The 16,175-nt window shown below is 60.2% G+C and carries 14 protein-coding genes; 10 read left to right on the forward strand and 4 right to left on the reverse strand.

Going from position 1 to position 16,175, the window contains the following annotated elements; genetic code table 11:
- Positions 1–26: 26 nt before the first annotated feature.
- Together ACUZ9Q_RS02710 and ACUZ9Q_RS02715 are read right to left on the reverse strand one after the other, a co-directional pair.
- Complete coding sequence (locus tag ACUZ9Q_RS02710) at positions 27–1,286, reverse strand: dihydroorotase (RefSeq protein WP_449247284.1); 1,260 nt, start codon at positions 1,284–1,286, stop codon at positions 27–29.
- On the reverse strand, positions 1,283–2,239 hold the full coding sequence (locus ACUZ9Q_RS02715; RefSeq protein WP_022657966.1) for an aspartate carbamoyltransferase catalytic subunit: 957 nt from the start codon (positions 2,237–2,239) through the stop codon (positions 1,283–1,285). Before ACUZ9Q_RS02715 ends, ACUZ9Q_RS02710 begins: the two co-directional genes overlap by 4 nt.
- 301 nt (positions 2,240–2,540) lie before the next feature.
- On the opposite strand from ACUZ9Q_RS02715, the gene ACUZ9Q_RS02720 reads away from it, so the two are divergent.
- The 4 genes from ACUZ9Q_RS02720 to ACUZ9Q_RS02735 all read left to right on the forward strand — a co-directional run bounded on the left by ACUZ9Q_RS02720 (position 2,541) and on the right by ACUZ9Q_RS02735 (position 6,117).
- Positions 2,541–3,338 carry a sulfite exporter TauE/SafE family protein gene (locus ACUZ9Q_RS02720; protein WP_192112442.1) on the forward strand — a complete coding sequence of 266 codons (798 nt, stop codon included), beginning with the start codon at positions 2,541–2,543 and terminating at the stop codon, positions 3,336–3,338.
- Positions 3,339–3,347: 9 nt separating this feature from the next.
- Positions 3,348–4,214 (forward strand): YitT family protein, encoded by an 867-nt coding sequence (locus ACUZ9Q_RS02725; RefSeq protein WP_227118565.1) that lies wholly within the window; start codon positions 3,348–3,350, stop codon positions 4,212–4,214.
- Between the two features lie 13 nt (positions 4,215–4,227).
- A complete protein-coding gene (locus ACUZ9Q_RS02730; RefSeq protein ID WP_192112444.1) occupies positions 4,228–5,472 on the forward strand; it encodes an amidohydrolase family protein in 1,245 nt (414 codons plus the stop codon).
- A gap of 306 nt (positions 5,473–5,778) precedes the next feature.
- A complete protein-coding gene (locus tag ACUZ9Q_RS02735) occupies positions 5,779–6,117 on the forward strand; it encodes an Hpt domain-containing protein (RefSeq protein WP_192112445.1) in 339 nt (112 codons plus the stop codon).
- A 203-nt stretch (positions 6,118–6,320) separates the two neighbouring features.
- Here ACUZ9Q_RS02735 and ACUZ9Q_RS02740 read toward each other — a convergent pair whose 3' ends face one another.
- The gene (locus ACUZ9Q_RS02740) at positions 6,321–7,094 is read right to left on the reverse strand and encodes an IclR family transcriptional regulator (RefSeq protein WP_192112446.1); all 774 of its coding nucleotides are present in this window, start codon (positions 7,092–7,094) and stop codon (positions 6,321–6,323) included.
- A 148-nt stretch (positions 7,095–7,242) separates the two neighbouring features.
- On the opposite strand from ACUZ9Q_RS02740, the gene ACUZ9Q_RS02745 reads away from it, so the two are divergent.
- From ACUZ9Q_RS02745 to ACUZ9Q_RS02755, 3 genes are all read left to right on the forward strand, one after another.
- A complete protein-coding gene (locus tag ACUZ9Q_RS02745; RefSeq protein WP_449247285.1) occupies positions 7,243–8,577 on the forward strand; it encodes a GntT/GntP/DsdX family permease in 1,335 nt (444 codons plus the stop codon).
- A 21-nt stretch (positions 8,578–8,598) separates the two neighbouring features.
- Positions 8,599–9,477 carry a dihydrodipicolinate synthase family protein gene (locus ACUZ9Q_RS02750; protein WP_323389958.1) on the forward strand — a complete coding sequence of 293 codons (879 nt, stop codon included), beginning with the start codon at positions 8,599–8,601 and terminating at the stop codon, positions 9,475–9,477.
- 150 nt (positions 9,478–9,627) lie between these two features.
- Positions 9,628–11,598: a YjhG/YagF family D-xylonate dehydratase gene (locus ACUZ9Q_RS02755; RefSeq protein ID WP_192112449.1), complete on the forward strand. Its 1,971-nt coding sequence runs from the start codon at positions 9,628–9,630 to the stop codon at positions 11,596–11,598.
- An 81-nt stretch (positions 11,599–11,679) separates the two neighbouring features.
- Here ACUZ9Q_RS02755 and ACUZ9Q_RS02760 read toward each other — a convergent pair whose 3' ends face one another.
- Positions 11,680–12,999 (reverse strand): amidohydrolase family protein, encoded by a 1,320-nt coding sequence (locus ACUZ9Q_RS02760; RefSeq protein ID WP_449247286.1) that lies wholly within the window; start codon positions 12,997–12,999, stop codon positions 11,680–11,682.
- Between the two features lie 121 nt (positions 13,000–13,120).
- On the opposite strand from ACUZ9Q_RS02760, the gene ACUZ9Q_RS02765 reads away from it, so the two are divergent.
- The 3 genes from ACUZ9Q_RS02765 to secD all read left to right on the forward strand — a co-directional run bounded on the left by ACUZ9Q_RS02765 (position 13,121) and on the right by secD (position 16,169).
- Positions 13,121–13,906 (forward strand): alpha/beta hydrolase, encoded by a 786-nt coding sequence (locus ACUZ9Q_RS02765; RefSeq protein WP_449247287.1) that lies wholly within the window; start codon positions 13,121–13,123, stop codon positions 13,904–13,906.
- A gap of 106 nt (positions 13,907–14,012) precedes the next feature.
- On the forward strand, positions 14,013–14,363 hold the full coding sequence (gene yajC, locus ACUZ9Q_RS02770) for a preprotein translocase subunit YajC (protein WP_225529899.1): 351 nt from the start codon (positions 14,013–14,015) through the stop codon (positions 14,361–14,363).
- Between the two features lie 225 nt (positions 14,364–14,588).
- Entirely contained in the window at positions 14,589–16,169 is a 1,581-nt protein-coding gene (gene secD, locus ACUZ9Q_RS02775; RefSeq protein WP_192112452.1) for a protein translocase subunit SecD, read from the forward strand.
- Positions 16,170–16,175 lie beyond the last annotated feature (6 nt).

A 16,175-nucleotide genomic window follows, 5' to 3' on the forward strand; every position in this document is an offset into this window, starting at 1 on the left:
CCCCCTGTAATGATCCCCGCAGGGCATCAGAACAGCTGCATGCCGTCTATCCAGTGGTGCTTGACCCTGCCGCGCAGGGCCTGACCCAGAAATGGCGTATTGCAGCTTTTGGAGTAGAGGTTTTCCGGCCCGGGAACCCATGTTTCGTCCGGGTCAAGCAGGAAGAAATCTGCTGGATCGCCGGGGGTAAAGCCGTTGCAGGGCAGGTTGAAAATTTCTGCCGGGCGGCGGCTCCACAGCCGGTGCACATCGGCCTCTGTCAGCACGCCTTCGGCCACCAGCCCCCAGGTGAGGCTGACAGCCAGATCAAGCCCGGTAAAGCCGCACATGGCATCGTCCAGTGTGCCTTCTTTTTCGTGGGCGGCGTGGGGGGCGTGGTCTGTGGCGAGTATGTCGATGGTGCCGTTTTTCACGGCGCGGCGCAAGGCCTCGCGGTCTGCGGCGGTGCGCAGGGGGGGGCTGACCTTGGCCTGGGTGTTGTAGCCCTCAAGGGCGGTTTCATCCAGCAGCAGATAGTGAGGGCAGGTTTCGGCAGTCACCTTGACGCCGCGCGCCTTGCCCCAGGCGATGCAGTCAACGGTCAGCGCTGCGGAAACATGGGCGATATGCACGGGTACGCCGAGGTATTCGGCCAGCATGATGTCGCGCATGGCCTGATTGGCCTCGCCAGCGGCGGGCTGTCCTTTGACGCCCAGCAGGCCGCTGGTCACGCCTTCGTGCATGCGCCAGCCCTTAGCCAGATGCGGGTCTTCGCAGTGGTCTATGAGCACCAGATCGAGGTCCGCGCCGTATTCCATGATGCGCCGCACAAGCTCCGCGTTTTCCAGCGGGCGGCCATCGTTGGAAATAGCCACGCAGCCCGCTTCCTTGAGTTCCGCGAGGGGGGCCATTTCCTCGCCCTTGAGGCCCACGGTGGCGGCGGCAATGGGGTGGAGGCGCGGGCCATTGGGGTGGCTTTTGCGGGCGCTGTCGAGCATGGCGCGCGTAATGCTGGCCGTGTCGTTGACGGGCTTGGTGTTGGCCATGCACATCACCGCGCCAAAGCCGCCACGCGCTGCGGCCTCGAGGCCGGAGGCGATGTCTTCCTTGTATTCAAAGCCCGGTTCGCGCAGGTGAACGTGGGCGTCGATGCAACTGGGCATGAGCACGAGGCCTTTGGCGTCAAAAACTTCGCGGCTGTCGTAGGTATGGTGGTCTGCCGGGGTCATGGTGACAATCTTGCCATGCCGCACCAGCAGGTCTACCGGGGCTTCAAGGTGGCGTGCGTTCTTTATCAAGAGGCTCATGCGCGTACTCCATCGTTGCGCGTGGCCAGCAGATAGAGCACTGCCATGCGCGTGGCGACGCCTGCGGCCACCTGATTCAGCACCAGGCTCGCGGGGGCGTCTGCTATGTCATTGGAAATTTCAAGCCCACGGTTCATGGGGCCGGGATGCAAAACCTTGGCCTCGGGCGCGGCAAGGGCCAGCTGGCTGGAGCCAAGGCAGAAACGTCGGGAATATTCCGCAAGGTCGGGCAACAGGCCCGCCTGCTGGCGTTCAAGTTGCAGGCGCAAACACATGACGGCGTCCACATCGCGCACGGCTTTGTCCAGCTCCGTATAGATTTCCACGGGCCAGTGATCCACCCCGGCGGGCAGCAGGGTGCGCGGGGCGCACAGACGCACCTTGACGCCCAGCATGGTGAGCAGGTGCATGTTTGAACGGGCCACGCGGCTGTGGGCAATATCGCCCAGAATCAGCAGGGTGCGCCCGGCAAAACGGTTTTGCCACGCCTGCCGCAGGCTGTAGCAGTCGAGCAGGGCTTGGGTGGGGTGGGCATGCCAGCCATCGCCGCCGTTGACGATGCCGCAGGGCAGCAGCTCTGCAAGAAAGCGCGCCGCGCCGCTGCTTGGGTGGCGGATGACAATGACATCCGGCCCCATGGCCTGAAGGGTGAGGCCCGTATCCTTGAGGCTTTCGCCCTTGTTCAGGCTTGAGCCTGATTTTGCAAGGGAATAGGTGTCGGCGGAAAGGCGTTTGCCCGCCACGTCAAAGGACGTCTTGGTGCGGGTGCTGTTTTCCACGAAAAACAGCACAACGGTCTTGCCCTTGAGGGTCGGCACCTTCTTGACCGGACGGCTGTTGATTTCCTGAAAGCTGGCGGCCAGGTCCAGCAGGTGCATGGTGTCTTCCGCGCTCAGTTGGGTGACGTCCAGCAGGTCTTTGTGGGGCCAGTGGTAGCGATTGTCGGTATTCATGACGTTGCGTGGTAAAAAGGTCAAAAAAAATCCCCGTTGCTATACAACGGGGGAATACGAAAAACGCCTGCAAATGCGAAAAAAATCAGGAAGGCCGGGGGCGCTGTGCTTGCCCTGCCATAGGAAATTGCGCAAACGGGCGTTGGTCTTCATAAGTAGCAAATGTAGGCGCGCTTGGGCGCTTTGTAAAGCAAAAAGTCGGTTGACGCTTGCAGGGGCATTGTCTAGTTGTAGGGCGTACCGCGCACCGATGCAGACGTTTTGCGGCGCGGCTGTAAGTATCTTCAGCGAGGAGAACCACATGCTTGTGTCTCTTGTGGCCTACGTCTTGTGCGGGGCTGTGGCCGGTGTTCTGGCCGGGCTTCTGGGTGTTGGCGGCGGTATTGTTCTGGTGCCCCTGATGGTTGCCATTTTCCCCACCGTGGGAGTTCCCGCCCAGTATGTGCAGCAGATGGCGCTCGGCACATCGCTTGCCAGCATCATGATCACTTCCATCTCCAGCGCGCGGGCGCATAATGCCCGTGGTGCCGTGCACTGGGATATTTTCAAGGCCATTACCCCCGGCATTCTTGTGGGCACGTTCTTCGGCGGCCTTATTGCCACCCATATGCCCACAATGTTCCTGAAGATATTTTTTATCTGCTTTATTCTCTTTGTGTCGGCGCAGATGCTCTCCAACTACCGGCCCCCGGCCAGCCGCGATCTGCCCGGCAAGATGGGAACCGCCGGCGTGGGCGGCGTCATAGGCCTTGTGTCGAGCTTTGTGGGTATCGGCGGCGGTACGCTTTCCGTGCCGTTCATGACTTTTTGCAACGTGCCGCTGCACCATGCTGTGGGCACCTCCGCCGCCATTGGTTTTCCCATTGCCGTGGCGGGTACGCTGGGCTTTATTGTGGGCGGCTGGGGCAGACCCGATCTGCCCGCCATGTCGCTTGGCTTTGTGAACCTGTGGGCGCTGCTGGGCATTGCCACAGCCAGCTTTATGACCGCCCCACTTGGCGCAAAGCTTTCGCATGCATTGCCTGCCGATAAGCTCAAGAAAGGTTTTGCCTGTTTTTTGATCCTTGTGGCCTTGAAGATGATCTGGGGCCTGGTGTAACGTAGACCCATGAAGCTTCAGTCGTACAACAAGGCTCTGGCCGAATCGGTGGTCTGGAACCTGCTCTGGCTTACGCTGGGGTCGGTTCTTATGGCCATATGCATTCAGAGCGTGGCCGCGCCCCATGGCTTCCTTTCCGGGGGGGTCATGGGCGTGGGCCTGCTGGTCAATTACTGGACAGGCACGCTCACGCCGCTGGTCTGGTATTCCATGTTGTGCGTGCCTGTGTATGCTTTGGGCTGGTTTTGCGTGGGCAAACGATTTTTGCTCTACACGGCCTACGGTACCCTTTGCACCACATTGTTCAGTTTTTTCATAGCGTTCGAAATTCCTATTACCAACGAAGTGTACGCCACAGTGGTGGGCGGGGTGCTGCACGGCGCAGCCTGCGGCATCATGCTGCGCACCCTTGGCAGCAGCGGCGGTACGGATGTGGTTGCCGTGCTGCTCAAGGAACGCTGGAACGTGCCCATCGGGCAATTCAATTTTCTGTTCAACTCCCTGCTGTTTCTTACGGCGGCCTCGCACATGGCGCTGGATCTTATTGTTGCTTCCATGCTGATGATGTTCATTTCGGCCAGTACGCTGGAGTATGTGCTGGGCCTGTTCAACCGGCGCAAGCTCGTTATGATCATTTCTGACCACGGTGAAGAAATCAGCGAGGCCATCCTGGTGACAGAGCGCTTTGGCGCTACGCTTGTGCGCGGCAAGGGGGCCTACTCCGGCTCGGACCGCGAAATTCTGCTCACCGTCACCAACAATGTGGCGCTCAAGCGGCTGGAGAATCTGGTGTTCAGCATTGACCCGCGCGCCCTGTTCATTGTGGAAAACACATTCTATGTGTCCGGTGGGCAGTTTGCCCGCAGAAGCCGTTGACGGCGGAGGCCCCATGAACCCGGAAAACACGGAATCTCCTGAATCTGACGAGCCGTCGGAGGCCTTGCTGGCCATCAGGGCCAAAAGCATTCTGACCCTTGGCGGCGAAGGCCCTGCGCGGGCCGCCCGCCTCTTTGCCCCGTTGAAAAAGATCGACAACGGCGTGCTGCTGGTGCGCGACGGGCTGGTGGAGGATGTTTTGCCGTGGTCGCAGGCCAAACTACCCGCAGGTACGCTGGTGCGCGATGTGGGCGCGGTCTGCCTCGCCCCTGCCTGCGTCAACGCGCACACGCATCTGGAACTTTCGCATCTGGCGGAGAAAACGCGCTGGGGGCGCGGCTTCACCGCCTGGCTGCAAAGCCTCATTCCCCTTCTTGGCGCGGCCCCGCAGGCGGATGCCGTGGAAAGCGCCTGCGCCGCACTGGCCCTGTACGGCACGCTGTATGTGGGCAACATCACTGGCTCCCTGCCCGGCGGCACGGTTCTGGCTGATGCGGCCTGCAATGAGGCGGGGCTGACCGCAAGCCATTTTTGCGAATGGTTTGGCTTTGGCGCGCCCTTTGCCGATGGTGAACGCCCGTGGCCGCCGCGTTGCCGCCAGGCTCTGGCTGATGATCCCTTTCTCATGGCCCGTTGCGCTCCCGGCGGGCATGCCCTGTATTCCACAGGGCCGGAAATCCTCAGCGCCGCGCGGCAGGACTGCTCCCGCATGGGGCGCGTGTTTTCCTTCCACCTTGCGGAATCGCCCGAAGAAACCCAATTGCTCACATCGGGCAGCGGGCCTTTGCGCGACCTGTACGCCGGGGTTGTGCTGCCGCCAGACTGGTCTGCGCCCGGTTTGCGCCCGCTGGCCTATGCGGTAAAGCTGGGCCTGCTCGGCCCCGGTACTCTGGCCGTACACGGCGTGCAGCTTGACGCGCAGGAAGTGGAAGTGCTGGCAGCCAGCGGCGCGGCCCTGTGCCTGTGCCCGCGCTCGAACCGCAATCTTGGAGTTGGGGTGCCACCCGTACGCGAGCTTATGGAAAGCGGCGCGCTGCTGTGCCTTGGCACGGACGGGCTGACCTCCAACCGCGATCTGGACGTGCGCAAGGAGGCGGTGTGGCTGCGCGAAACAATGGACGTGCCGCCGGAAGCCCTGGTGCGGATGCTGACGGTTAATGGCGCTGCCGCCCTGAATCTGCTGGGCTGCGGGGCAGGGCGGCTGGAAAAGGGCGGGCCTGCGGATTTTTGTGTACTGCCAGAAAACCTGACCTACTAGCTGGTCACGAACCCGCAGTGTCCGTAAAGGATCGCTAACAGCTTTCAATCCCCTGAAGGAAGCTGCAAATACCTTGAAATTGTTCTGGATTACCTGTCTTTATGTTTGGCGCATAAAGTCCTTGTCAGGGTAATTTGTTGCTGGCAGTATTCGCCCAGCAGACTGACGCCGTTACGGCATGTATCGCCAGCCTGCCGGGTGCGCCGCCAGGGGGTATTAGCGGCTTATCCGGGTTTGGGGATGCCGACCGCGTTATTACTGCAAGCGGCTTGCCGCTTTTTCTTAACCTGCGCCAAGAAGGACAACATGACCGAGGAAGTTTTGGATTGGAAGGAAGCCATTGCCAGGGTGCTCAACAAGCGCGACATGTACGTCAAGCTGCTTGCCAAGTTTATTGAAACGGAGCGCGACACCCCGTCAAAGGTGGCTCAGGCCCTGAAGAGCGGCAACATGGAAGAAGCCCGCAACCTTGTGCACAGCACCAAGGGAGCAGCCGCCAACCTGGGGGCCAAGGCGCTGGCCGCCGCTGCGCTTGAGCTTGAGATGGCCGTAAAGGCCGGGGCGGATACCGACCGCGCCATGAGCCATTTTTCTGCCGCGCACATGGACACGCTTGTGACCATGCACGCCTTTATGACGCAGTAGGCTGACTTTGCTGAAAAAGTTGAGCCCCTCCGCTGGGATGTCCGGCAGAGGGGCTTTTTTTATGGGCGGCAGGCAAACGCGGGTCTGTTTCTGGCCGGTGATCCCTGCAATATTTTGAAGTAATAAGAGCGGGGCAGGCTGGATGCCCTTATGCAAAAAGCCCCATCCCCGCAAAATATTTAAATGCCAGTCTGCCCACAGGCCTAGGGGCAGAAGCATTCGTGCGTTTCGTCCATGAACTGTTCAAGTTTTGCCACAGCCTTGCGAAGTTCGCTCTCAACCTGTTGGTGTTTCTCCGGCGTGTCGCGGAAGGCGGGCAGGGAGACGCTCATGGCGCAGTCCACGCGCCCGGCAAAGGTAACGGGCACTGCATAGCAATGTAGCTGCGGGTTGATTTCGCCAATATCTCTGGCAATGGCCCCCTGACGTACCTTTTGCAGCTCTTCCAGAAAGGCGTCCATGTCAAAAGGCTCGGTGCAGAGCTCCCCGGCAAAAAGGGCGACCACTTCCTCCCTTTTGCACTGGCTGAGCAGCGCCTTGCCGAGAGCCGTTTTGCGGGCTGGCATGCGCGACCCCACGCGGGAAATGATCTGGATAGGCTCGCGCGAATCCACCTTGGCTATGTAGAGCACTTCGGTATGAGAGAGAATGCCCAGCTGGCAGATTTCGGCGCAGGCGTCCACCACCTGCCGCATGCAGGCCTGCGCCTGCGCCATCAGGGGATCCTGCGTGCGGAATCCCTCTGAAAACAGGTACAGGCCCCGGCCCAGTTCATACCGGCCAGAGAGTTTGTCTCTGCGAACAAAATCATGCTGTTGCAGGGTCTCAAGAATGGGCGAAATAGTGCCCTTGCTGCTGCCGATGCACTGGGCAAGCTGGGTAAGCGTGAGGCCGTGTTCTGTATCAGCCAGAGCTTCAAGGAGTGAAATGACCCGCTGGGTCGGCATGTGGACGGTCGGTTTTTGTTGATCTTGCATGCCCATTGTTTTGCACGGAAAAACAATTTTTTTCAAGAAAAGGTCCGGGGGATGCTTGACGCAGATTGTTTGTCCGTATAGTTTGTATTTACGTATTGAGTTCGTATATGCAAACAACGGGATGCAATCCTGAAAAGAGGGTGATCAAATGGGAACAACGGGTGCTCTGATTATTCTTGGTGTGACAATCGTCGGCATCGTGGTGCTGTGCGTGCGTTACAGGGTTCATGCATTTTTGGCGCTTATAGCTGCCTGCGCATTTTTGGGGATTGCCAGCGGCATGCCTCTGGGGGCCATTGGTTCGTCCATTGAAAAAGGTATGGGCAATACCTTGGGCTTTCTGGCTCCCATCCTCGCGCTGGGCGCGTTCATGGGCAAGATGCTCGAAGTTTCGGGCGGCGCGCAGCGGCTCGCCAAATCGCTCATTGGCGTTTTTGGTCAGACCAAGGCCTACTGGGCCATGCTCATCATTGGCTACATTTGCGGCATCCCCGTGTTTGCCCAGGTGGGGATGGTGCTGTTGATGCCCCTGGCCTTCTCCATTTCCAAGGAATCCAAGCTTTCCATCCTGCTGGTGGCTCTTTCTCTCTACACTGGCCTGCTGGTTGTGCACTGCGTTGTGCCGCCGCATCCCGCAGCCATGGCCATTGCCAAGGAACTGAACGCCGATGTGGGCAAGGTGATCCTTTACGGCCTCGTTCTGGTGGTGCCCGGCGCCATCATCGGCGGCCCCATTTTTGCCAAGTACATTAGCAAAAACATCATTGTGCCGCTGCCTGAAGGGGCCGTTACCACCGTTATCAGCAAGGATGGCCGCGACCTGCCCAACTTTGGCGGAACCCTGCTGCTGACACTGCTGCCGCTGATCCTCATGATCGGCAAGACCGTGGTGGAATTTTCCTCCAGCAAGGATGCGCCCTACATGCCCCTGGTGGAATTTTTGGGCCATCCTGTGATCGCCCTGTTCGTTTCCGCCGTGGCCTCCCTGATCTTTCTTGGCGTGAAGCGGGGCTTCAGCTCCATTGAGCTGAGCGGCTTCTGCGACAAATCCCTCCTGCCCATGGTTTCCATTTTGCTGGTCATTGGTGCTGCTGGCAGCTTCAACAAGGTCATCATGGATTCCGGCATGGGCAATGTTCTTAAGGACGTGCTGGTCACGCTCAACATGCACCCGGTCATCATGGCCTGGCTGATTGCTTCCATCATGCGTTTTGCGCTGGGCAGCGCCACCGTCGCCATGATGACGGCTGCTGGCTTTATCAGCCCTGTGCTGGCCGTGCATCCTGTTGACCCTGCGCTCATGTGCATTTCCATCGGCGCTGGGGCCATCGGCTGGTCGCACGTTACGGACTCCGGCTTCTGGTTTTTCCGCGAATTTTTGAACATGTCGGTCAAAGACATGTACCTGTCCTTCACCTTGTCTGGCTGCATTGTGTCGATCATCACGGCGATATTCTGCTACCTGGCATCGTTTGTTATCTAACCGAGCTATACGGAGATTATGATGAAATATATAACGCCCACACTTACCGCGCTGAAGAGCAAAACAGAAATCGACGTGCAGTCGTGCCTCAAGCACTACGATTTTCTTATCAATGCCGGTATTGACGGTGTGGCCATATTTGGCAGTTCCGGTGAGTTTCCGCATCTTTCTGTTGAAGAACGCAAGAACCTGATTTCTGCGGCCATCAAGCACATCGACCGCCGCATGCAGGTGCTGATCGGCACTGGCGACATGCGGGTTGAGGAATGCGTTGCCTTGTCCAACTTTGCCTTTGAGCAGGGCGCGGACGGCGTGATGGTGGTGGGGCCGTGGTATTTTGCCCTCACGGATGCGGACGTGATGAGCTACTTCGGCGCGGTGGCGGAGCAGGTGCGCGGCAAGGTGTACATCTACAACTATCCCGACCGCACCGGATACACCATTTCGCCCAGCGTGGTGCTTGAACTCGCCCGCCGTTATCCCAATATTGTGGGCATCAAGGACACCATTCCCGACATGGCCCACACTGTGGAGCTTATCCAGACCGTCAAGGGCAACATCCCCTCCTTTGAAGTGTTGAGCGGCTTTGACCATAACTTTGCGTCAAACGTTCTGGCTGGCGGCGATGGCTGCATTGCGGCTGTTTCCAACGTGCGCCCCGACCTGTGCGTGGCCTGGCGCGATGCCATGAAGGCCCGTGATTTTGACGGCACCATGAAGTATCAGCAGCTGTTCAACCGCATTGTGGGCGTGTACGGATTCTCTTCGCCTTTTATGGCGGCCATGAAGGGCCTGCTTGTGGATGCGGGCATTTTTGCCTCAGCCACGGTTGCGTCCCCCTATCAGGAGGCAACCTCTGCCCAGATGTTTGCCGTGCGGGAATTCATGCGCGGCTTTTAGGGCATTTCAAGCGTGAAATGCCCCAGATGGAGCAATCGGCGTTGGTTACGCTGACGCCGTCACGGTTTCAGGGCCTTGTAAGGATGCAAAGGGCGGCCTCCCTCTGGCCGCCCGCTGAAACCGGCAACTTCTCAACAAAGAGAGTATGCTATGTCCATTGCAGATATTTACGCCAATCCGCAGAATGATGTGTATAATGTAAAGACCCACGCTTCCGGCCCCAAGGGTTCGCTGCCGCTCACTGGCGACATGCTTCGCGAACTGCCCTGCGGCGATATTTTCGGCATGACGCTGGATGCTGGCATGGGCTGGAAGCCTGAAGATATTCTTGGCCCCAACGTGTTGATCATCAGCACCCTTGGCGGCAAGCGCAACGATGACGGCACCCCCGACGCCCTGGGCCTGCACGTGGGGCACTGGGAACTGGGCTTGCAGATTTCCGCCGCCAGCAAGGAGATCAAACAGCAGAAGGGCGTTCCTTTTGCCTCGTATGTGACCGACCCCTGCGACGGACGCACCCAGGGCACCACAGGCATGTACGACTCCCTTCCCTTCCGCAACGATGCGGCCATGGTCTTCCGCAGGCAGATCCGTTCCCTGCCCACAGTTGGCGCTGTTATCGGCGTTGCCAGCTGCGACAAGGGCCTGCCCGCAACCATGATGGCTCTGGCCTCCATGCATGATCTGCCCTGCGTGATGGTGCTTGGCGGCTCGACCCTGCCCCCCACCGACGGCGAAGACCTCGGCAAGGTGCAGACCATCGGCGCGCGTTATTCCAACAACGAACTGAGCCTTGAGGACGCAGCCCGCCTTGGCTGCCGCGCCTGCGGTTCCGCTGGTGGCGGCTGCCAGTTCCTTGGCACTGCCGGAACCTCGCAGGTTGTGGCCGAAGGCCTTGGTCTGGCCCTGCCGCACACGGCCCTTGCCCCCTCTGGCGAACCCGTGTGGGTGGAAGTGGGCCGCCAGTCGGCCAAGGCTGTGATGGGCCTGCTGAAAAAAGGCATCACCATCAAGGATATCATCACCGACAAGGCCATTGAAAACGCCATGATGGTGCATGCGGCCTTTGGCGGTTCCACCAACCTGCTGCTGCATCTGCCCGCCATTGCTCATGCGGGCGGTTGCCATCGCCCCACGGTGGAAGACTGGGCGCGTGTGAACAGCATGGCCCCCCGTCTGGTCAGCGTGCTGCCCAACGGCCCGGTGTATCATCCCACTGTCCGCGCCTTTATGGCTGGCGGCGTGCCGGAAGTCATGCTGCACCTGCGCGACCTCGGCCTGCTGCATCTGGATGCTCTCACTGTTACCGGTCACACCGTGGGCGAAAACCTTGAATGGTGGGAAAAGAGCGAACGCCGTGCCCATTTCCGCCGTATGCTCAAGGAGCTGGACAACGTGGAGCCGGACGATGTGATCATGTCTCCCGCCCGCGCCAAAGAACGCGGCCTGACCTCCACCATTACCTTCCCTGTGGGCAACATTGCGCCCGAGGGTTCGGTCATCAAGTCCACGGCCATTGACCCCACGGTCATCGATGCTGACGGCGTTTACCGCCACACGGCGGCCATCAAGGTTTTCACCGCCGAGCCTGACGCCATCAAGGCCATCAAGGCCGGAAAGATCGAAAAGGGCGACATGCTGGTGGTTATCGGCGGCGGCCCCTGCGGCACCGGTATGGAAGAAACCTATCAGCTCACCTCGGCGCTCAAGCATCTGTCGTATGGCAAATATGTGTGCCTGCTGACGGACGCGCGCTTCTCCGGCGTTTCCACCGGCGCCTGCGTGGGTCATATCGGGCCGGAAGCACTGGTGGGCGGCCCTGTTTCCAAGCTGCGCGACGGCGATATTGTGGAAATGGTCGTGGACTGCAACAAGCTGGAAGGCCGCGTCAACTTTATCGGCACTGACCCGCAGCATCCCCTCACGCCGGAAGAAGGTGCCAAGGTACTTGCCGGGCGTGAAACCCACCCCGGCCTCAAGCCCGCGCCCGCCCTGCCTGACGACACCCGCCTGTGGGCGGCCTTGCAGGCCGTGAGCGGCGGCACCTGGGGCGGCAGCGTGTATGACGTGGACAAGATTGTCACAGTGCTCGAGGCTGGTAAAAAAGCCCTGGGCATGTAACAGCCCCATAGACTGATAGTGCAATAAAAAGGGCCGTCCCGTAAGTGGGGCGGCCCTTTGACATAGACAAATGAAAAACGGTTATGCGCCAGACGCCTCAAGCACAAAGCGGCGCACGTTGCGCATTTCTTCGCACAGGGCAGGGTAATCAAATCGGGTAAAGCGTCCGTCCTGATACAGCACCTCGCCGCCCACCATGGTCATGCGGGTTTCCATGCCCGTGGCCGCGTACACAAGGTGCGACACTTCATTATACATGGGTTGCAGGTTCGGTTCGCTGAGGTCGAGGGCCACGCAGTCGGCTGCCTTGCCGGGGGCCAGCGAGCCTATACGTTCATCGTGCATGGCCGCCGCGCCGCCGAGGGTCGCCATATCCAGCACTTGCGCCGCAGGCAGCAGGGTGGGATCAAGCCCTGTGAGCTTGTGCAGCAGGGCGGAGCGGCCCATCTCTGAAAACATGTTCAGTCTGTTGTTGCTGGCAGCGCCATCCGTGCCAAGGCCCACATGCATGCCGCGCGCCAGCATGGCCGCCACCGGGGCGGCGCCCGAGGCCAGCTTCATGTTGGACGATGGATTGTGGGCCACCACGGCCTTTTGTCGGGCCAGCAGGTCAAGCTCCGCCGAGGTCACATCAACCACATGGGCAAGGGTGCAGGGCACGTCGAGCAGGCCGAGGCCGCGGCAGTATTCCGTTGGCCTTTTGCCTTGGGCAGACAGGCATATCTGCGTTTCTGACGGGGTTTCCGCCAGATGAATGTGCAGGGGCAGGGCAAGCTCCTGCGCGAGGTCGCGGCAGGCTGTCAGAATCTCCGGCGTGGTGGTGTAGACGCTGTGCGGGTTCACGGCTACGCGCAGGCGGTCGTGATTGCGATATTTTTCCGCCAGTGCGCGGGTGGCGTCAAGCGCAGCCTCCGGCCCCGGAAAAGCCGCAGAAGGAAAGGCAAAAACAGCCTCGCCGCCCAGACAGCGCAGGCCTGCCGTGTCGGCGGCTTCAAAGACCGACTCTTCAAAAAGATACATGTCCACGCAGGCGGTGGTGCCCGTGCGCAGCATTTCCGCATAGCCAAGCAGGCTGCCGAGGCGCACCATCTCCGGCGTCAGCTTTTGCTCCACGGGAAAAATACTCTGGTTCAGCCAGTCCATGAGCGGCATGTCGTCGGCAAGGCCGCGCAGAAAGGTCATGGCTGCATGGGTGTGGGCGTTGACGAGGCCCGGCAGAACGAGCATGTTTTCGAGGTGCAGGGTGTTGCCGGACTGCCAGTTCTGAATAATTTCGGCGGTGGGGCCGACTGCGGCAACCAGCCCCTTGTCGATGGCCAGAGAGGCCTTTTCTATAACGCGGCGCTGCTCGTCCTGAGTGACGATGCAGGCGGCATGGAGCAATGTGTCGCAGTGGCGCATGCGTTTCTCCGCAGACAGGTTGGTGTGATATTTCCATTAATGACGCGAGATTTCAGGTGTAGCGCCCTGGCTCGCGCTTGGCAAGAGTTCTTGCCGTACCGGGTGGAATGGCGTGAGTAGCATGCGTTGTCTGATCTTGCACGGCCTCGCGGGGAGCCCCTTTGAGGTTCGGCCTGTGGCCGATGCCCTTGAAGCTGCGGGCCATGTTGCCGTGTGCCCGGTGCTTCCGGGGCATGCCGCTTCGGAAGAGGAATATCTGGCAAGCTCTTACGCGCAGTGGCTTGACTGCGCCCGCGCAGCCTACCTTGACCAGTGCTCGGGCGGCCCCGCACTGCTGGCTGGTTATTCACTGGGCGGGCTTCTGGCGCTGGACATTGCCGCAGAGGCCGCCGAGGGGCGGCTTCCGGCCCCGGCGGGTCTGCTCCTGCTGGCAACGCCGCTTTTCTTGTGGCGCTTGCATCCCCTTTTTCTTGCCGACTGGCGTATGCCCCTGCTGCCCCTGTGGAGCCGCTTGCAGCCCGTGCGGCGGGTGCCGTCACGGTCTGCGGCAAGCAGGGCCGTTGCCCCCTGGCAAGGGCACGAAACCCTGTGTTCATACAGCCACTTACAGCAATTGATGCAGGCGCAAAAAAGGGTGCGGGGCACTCTTGGCAAGATATGTGCGCCGCTGTGCGCCGTGCAGCTATATAGTGATGGCGTATGCCCGCCTTTCAATTCCAGTTTTCTGCTTGAACAGTGCGGCGCGGCTGATGTGAGGCTGCATCTTTTGCGGGTAACAAGCCCGCACGGGGGGCATTTGCCAACAACGCACATGGAAAGCCGCGAGCGCGTGGCCGCCATTGCCGTGGCCTTTGCCAGCGAAGTGGCGGCGGGAAAGGCTTGCATGATTGCGCCGCAGCGTATATAGAAATTGGCTGGCATTGCCCGAAAATCGGGCGCGGGCAACGTTTTGCCCCTGCCGATGCCGGGCGGTACTTTTTTAATGCTATACCCACACCCTATGGAGGTGCGTTTTGTTTGAATCCTTAGCTTATGCCATGGGCACTCCCCAGGCCGGGGCGGCTCCCGCCAGCGGACAGGAAATGCTGATGCAGTTTCTGCCCCTCATCGTCATGTTCGTCATTTTCTGGTTCCTGCTTATCCGTCCCCAGCAGAAGCGGGCCAAGGTCCACAAGCAGATGCTGGCCGAACTCAAGCGCGGCGACCACGTTATGACCTCAAGCGGTCTGCTTGGCCGTATTCTTGAGATCGACGATGAACAGGTGCTTCTTGAGAGCGGCGAAGCCAAGCTGCGCGTTTCGCGCGGCTCCATCGGCGGCGTTATTCCTGCCAAGGGCGGCAAGGACACCAAGGAAGAAAAGTAGCAGGCCGCCTTGGCGGCTTGTGTCTGCCTCTGCCAGGCGGGCAAAGTGCATGGCCCATGAGCTGGACTGGCGGTTGCCGGATCGGCTCAAGGGCTTTTGCCTCTTGACGTGCCCGGATTTTCGGGTCTTCGGAGTTTCCGGCTTTGTCGGTAGCCCTGCGGCTGTCCCTCAAGGGATAGCCGCGTGGTTGCGGCAAAGCTTAATCTGTTGTGTGGAAGGTGAACGATGGGTCTGCTCTGGCGCTTGTCCATAGCCATCATGGTTTTTGTGTTGTCCCTTGTTTACGCGCTCCCCAGCGTTCCCTATCTGGGAACAGCTCTTGAGCGCGTTCTGCCGTCGAGCAAAATCAATCTCGGCCTTGACCTCAAGGGCGGCATCCATCTGACGCTTGGCGTTGACGTTGCCAAGGCCGTGAGCAATTCACTGGCCCTGACCGGGCAGGATTTGCGCCGCGTGGCCGAAGATGAAAAGATTGTTGTGCTGCGCCCCCGCGTGGTGGGTGGTACCGCTCTTGAATTTGTGCTGCCGCGCGCAGAAAATGAACCCAAGTTTCGTGATCTGCTGGCCCGCCAGTTTCCGCAGTTGAGCGTGGGCGAACCCCAGGCTGGAGAAGCAGGGCAGTTGCGCTACGTAGCCCACTTCACCCCGGCGGAAGTCAAGCGCATTGAAGACCTTTCGCTTGACCAGGCCCTGCGCACCATCCGCAACCGCATTGACCAGTTCGGCGTGGCCGAACCCGATATCCGCAAACAGTCCGACAATCGTATTCAGGTGCAGTTGCCGGGTATTTCTGACCCGCGCCGCGCTGTGCAGGTTATCGGGCAGACTGCTCACCTTGAGTTCCACCTGGTGCGCGAGGATGTTGACCCCGGCAAGGCCGTGCTGCCCCCCGGCGTGATCGCGCTGCCCATGCTGGAGAAGAATCCCGGCCAACAGCAGAAGGAAACCCTCATCGCTGTTGAAAAAGACGCCATGCTCACGGGCGAAGACGTGTCGGACGCCCGGCCCGCCTTTGACAACGTGAACCAGGCATATGTTACCCTGAATTTCAATGCCCGCGGCGCGCGCATCTTTGAGCGCGTCACCGGAGAAAATGTGGGCCGCCGCATGGCCATTGTGCTTGACGGCAAGGTGTATTCCGCGCCTTCCATCCGCGAGCGCATCGGTGGGGGCAGAGCCAGTATTTCTGGCAGCTTCTCCACTGCCGAAGCCCAAGATCTTGCCATTGTGCTGCGCGCAGGTTCGCTGCCCGCCCCTGTTTCTGTGCTTGAAGAACGCACGGTCGGCCCCTCGCTGGGTCAGGAATCCATCGACAGCGGTGTTCGCGCGGCGATGGTCGGCGCGGTGTGCGTTGTGGTGTTCATGGCGGTCTATTATGGCCTGAGCGGTCTTATTGCCGACGTTATGCTCTGCTTCACCATGCTTATTGTCATGGCGGGCATGGCTGCTTTTGGCGCTACCCTGACCCTTCCGGGCATTGCCGGTATTGTGTTGACCATCGGTATGGCGGTTGACGCCAACGTGCTCATTTACGAGCGCATACGCGAGGAAATAAGGCTGGGCCTCACGCCGCTTGCCGCAGTGCGCGCGGGCTTTGACCGCGCTGCCATTTCCATTACCGACTCGAACCTGACAACAATCATCGCTACCGTGATTCTGTACCAGTTCGGCACCGGCCCCATCAGGGGGTTTGCGGTGACGCTCTCTCTGGGCATCATCGCCTCCATGTTTACGGCCATCTTTGTATCGCGGGCCATTTTTGAGGAGTGGGCGCGGCACTGCGGCTCCAAGGGCATCAGCATATAGCGCGCC

This window comes from Desulfovibrio desulfopostgatei, from assembly GCF_053570645.1.